The organism is Marinobacter alkalisoli, from assembly GCF_045449795.1.
Classification (GTDB): Bacteria; Pseudomonadota; Gammaproteobacteria; order Pseudomonadales; family Oleiphilaceae; genus Marinobacter.
The window spans coordinates 1-3,121 of sequence record NZ_JBJJLB010000037.1; the positions used below are offsets into that span (position 1 = coordinate 1).

The 3,121-nt window shown below is 54.9% G+C and carries 2 protein-coding genes; one reads left to right on the top strand and one right to left on the bottom strand.

Annotated features, from left to right (window positions below; translation table 11 throughout):
• Positions 1 to 832: 832 nt before the first annotated feature.
• Positions 833 to 1,198 carry a SecDF P1 head subdomain-containing protein gene (locus ACJO3M_RS16190; RefSeq protein WP_407002423.1) on the bottom strand — a complete coding sequence of 122 codons (366 nt, stop codon included), beginning with the start codon at positions 1,196 to 1,198 and terminating at the stop codon, positions 833 to 835.
• A 160-nt stretch (positions 1,199 to 1,358) separates the two neighbouring features.
• Here ACJO3M_RS16190 and ACJO3M_RS16195 point away from each other — a divergent pair, with 160 nt between their 5' ends.
• Positions 1,359 to 2,930: a transposase gene (locus ACJO3M_RS16195; RefSeq protein ID WP_406999717.1), complete on the top strand. Its 1,572-nt coding sequence runs from the start codon at positions 1,359 to 1,361 to the stop codon at positions 2,928 to 2,930.
• Positions 2,931 to 3,121 lie beyond the last annotated feature (191 nt).

The following is a 3,121-nucleotide window of genomic DNA, read 5'->3' on the forward strand; positions in this document are numbered from 1 at the left end:
AAAAAATGCCCGAATTATCTGGGCACTACTGATGAACCAGACAGAGTTTAAAACACAGCCCGTGTCGGGCTGATAACCGAGCAACAACGACAGGCAGAACACGCCTGCCAGCCGAGTCTTGCAACGGCAAGCGATGACGGAACGGTCAGACCGAGAGTGATAGAGCCTGTTTAGCTCAGCGGCTGTCAAAAGCCGACTAACGAATGAGGCCATCGCTCACACGCATCATCATCCTGGCCCGGGCAGAAGTGCCCACAAAGAGGCCGAATGTAGAGCTGCAGTCTCAAACCGCTTCGGATTCAAATGGCGTTGCTTGACCGCAGGGGGAGTCCATGTAGCTGAGGTAACCGGCGCCGTAGCGCCAGCGGAGGGAACCAAAAGCGATACGCTTTTGGCGTCCGGTTGACCGCCTGGTTATGTGATAGATCCAGGCTCAGTCCAAATACTCCTGCAAATCGGCACACAACTTTCTGATTGCTGACTGAAATTCACCTTCCCTAGACTCAAGGACTTTGGTGGGCAACGCATACCACTCACCGTTACGCCACACCTCAGCGAAGCCAAGACCCTCTTCACCGCACCATTCTAGGAGAACCTGCTTTTCACCTTTCGCGAAGATCGTTCTGATTGAGCCGCAATAATCGACCTCATCATTCTCTGACTCTTTGACGAACCCCGCTTTCTGTAGGTAGGGCCATATCTCTGCTTCTATTCGATAGTGCTCGTGCATGGTCCCTCACACATAACGCCAATATTAAGCGGCGCCCGACTAGGGCGTCCGGTGGACGGCCGTCAGGCCGGTAACAAGCTTGAATGACTGGTTAGGCATTTCTCAGTTTGCACCGCACGGTGCGGACGTTGACTCGTCTACAAATGCCCGCTGCCATGCACTGGCAATTTCCCGGGAACTAAACTCTCCATATAGGGTTCCCTCAGAAATTGGCTCTCTTATCGTGGCCCTCAAGAACTGGCGGCCATCGACAATAATCCGGCTCATTCTGCCAACGTTTGCTTCAGTGAATTTCTCAAAGCTCTTGGCTCCAAGCGCTGTCAATTTGACAATAACTGGCCAGCCACCACCAGCTTGTTCGCCCACTTCTGATTTCTGCACATAGTGCGCGCACAGATGAAATTCTGGCTCAGTTTCTGCCGCGGCAATGCTAGGAGTCAGCAGCAACAAGGTAGCGATCCATTTCATGGTTCCGATTGCCTAACGCCCGCAGCATGCGCGGCTTTGGAATGGAGGCGAAGCCACAATGGAAAAGCCGCGCATGCTGCGGGCGTTGAGGCTGTAGAAAAACCCCGAAATCACCGCTTCGGTTTGGTAGGATCAGGCAAACGGACAAGGAGTCGTTGGCATGCCCCGCTTCAAGCATTACAACTACGACCAGGATGCCATGGTCGTGATCAACTACCAGGAACAGCTTCAACCCGGCACCTTTGAACACGCGGTGCACTACCTGATCGAACACAAGCTGGACCTGTCGGTGTTCCACCCCAAGTACCGCAACGAAGACACCGGCCGGCTGGCTTACGATCCGGCCATCCTGCTGAAGATCATCCTGTTTGCCTACTCCAAAGGCATCACCTCCAGCCGTGAGATGCAGTGGTGCTGCGAGACCAACATCATCTTCAAGGCACTATCCTGCGATACCGTTCCTCACTTCACGACATTGGCCAAGTTTGTCAGCAGCCATTCCGGCGAGATTGAAGAGCTGTTCGAGCAGGTACTGCTGGTGTGCCATGAACAGGGTCTTCTGGGCAACGAACTCTTTGCTATCGACGGCTGCAAGATGTCCTCCAACGCCGCCAAGGAATGGTCGGGCACCTTTAAAGAGTTGGGTGAGAAACGAGAGAAACTGCGACGACTGATCCGTCACCACTTGAAGGAGCATTACGAGCGGGATGAGGCGGAAACTGAGGCCGAACTGGATCGGGATATCCGTCGGGCGAACACCATCCTCTCGCTGGATGAAGCCATGAACAAAGTGGACCGCTTCCTAAAGACGAACCGCCCAAGGATGGGCCGGGGAAAGCGGAGCAAGGAAGTGAAGAGCAACCTGACGGATAACGAAAGCGCCAAGATGACCACCAGCAAGGGCACGATCCAGGGCTATAACGGCGTGGCCACGGTGGACAAGAAACACCAGGTGATCATTGATGCCCAGGCCTTTGGCGAAGGCCAGGAACACCACACTCTACAGCCGGTACTGGAAACCGTCGAAGCCCGTTACAAAAAGCTGGGCATCGCCGAGAGCATCTACCAACAAGGCACGGTCGTCACCGCCGACACCGGCTTCGCCAACGAAGCCAATATGAAGTATCTGCACGAACGGCAGATCAACGGCTACGTGCCAGACAACCGGTTCCGCAGCCGGGATCCGAAGTTCCAGAACCAGAAAGACAAGTACGGCAAACGCCATCAGAATTTGCCGGATACAGGCTGGAAGAAAACCATCCCGGCCAGTGAATTCCAGTTCGATCCAGTGAACCTGACGTGCATCTGCCCGGCGGGTAACGCCATTAGTTATCAGGGCACACGCGAAGCCGAGAATGGCAAAATCCGGGTGCACTTCGAAGGGCGTTTGCTGCAATGCCGACACTGCCCCAAGAAGCATCAATGTATGCAGAATCCGGCCTCCGCCGACCACCGAAAAGGCTCTGGCAGGCAAGTCTCGTTCACCATCGAGAACAAGCGCCTGCCCAACTACACCGACTGGATGAAGCACCGAGTGGATAGCCCGCAGGGCAAGGAAATCTACAGTCATCGCATGTCAGTGGTCGAGCCGGTGTTCGGCAATATTGGTACCACGAAGCGGCTGAACCGCTTCAGCCTGAGAGGTAAGAAGAAGGTACAGGGCCAGTGGCAGCTATACTGCCTAGTGCACAATATTGAGAAGCTGGCGAATTACGGGCGGTTAGCCGCGTGATGCAGGGACCAGAAGAGCCGGAAATGGGGCTTCTGGAAGTCAGCAATACCGGCGCTGGCAGCGCCAAATCGGCCGAAACTAATGGCTGAACAGCGGAGTCGCGATCATCGGCTAGCGGATGGCCGCTACAAAAATTTTAGGAACCAGGCGCTGGGGACGGCTCGAAATCGAGTTTTTCTACAGCCTCGTTA

Coding starts and splice junctions, on each gene's coding strand:
- ACJO3M_RS16195 (WP_406999717.1), top strand. CDS start 1,359: ATGCCCCGCTTCAAGCATTACAACTACGACCAGGATGCCATGGTCGTG.
- ACJO3M_RS16190 (WP_407002423.1), bottom strand. CDS start 1,198: ATGAAATGGATCGCTACCTTGTTGCTGCTGACTCCTAGCATTGCCGCG.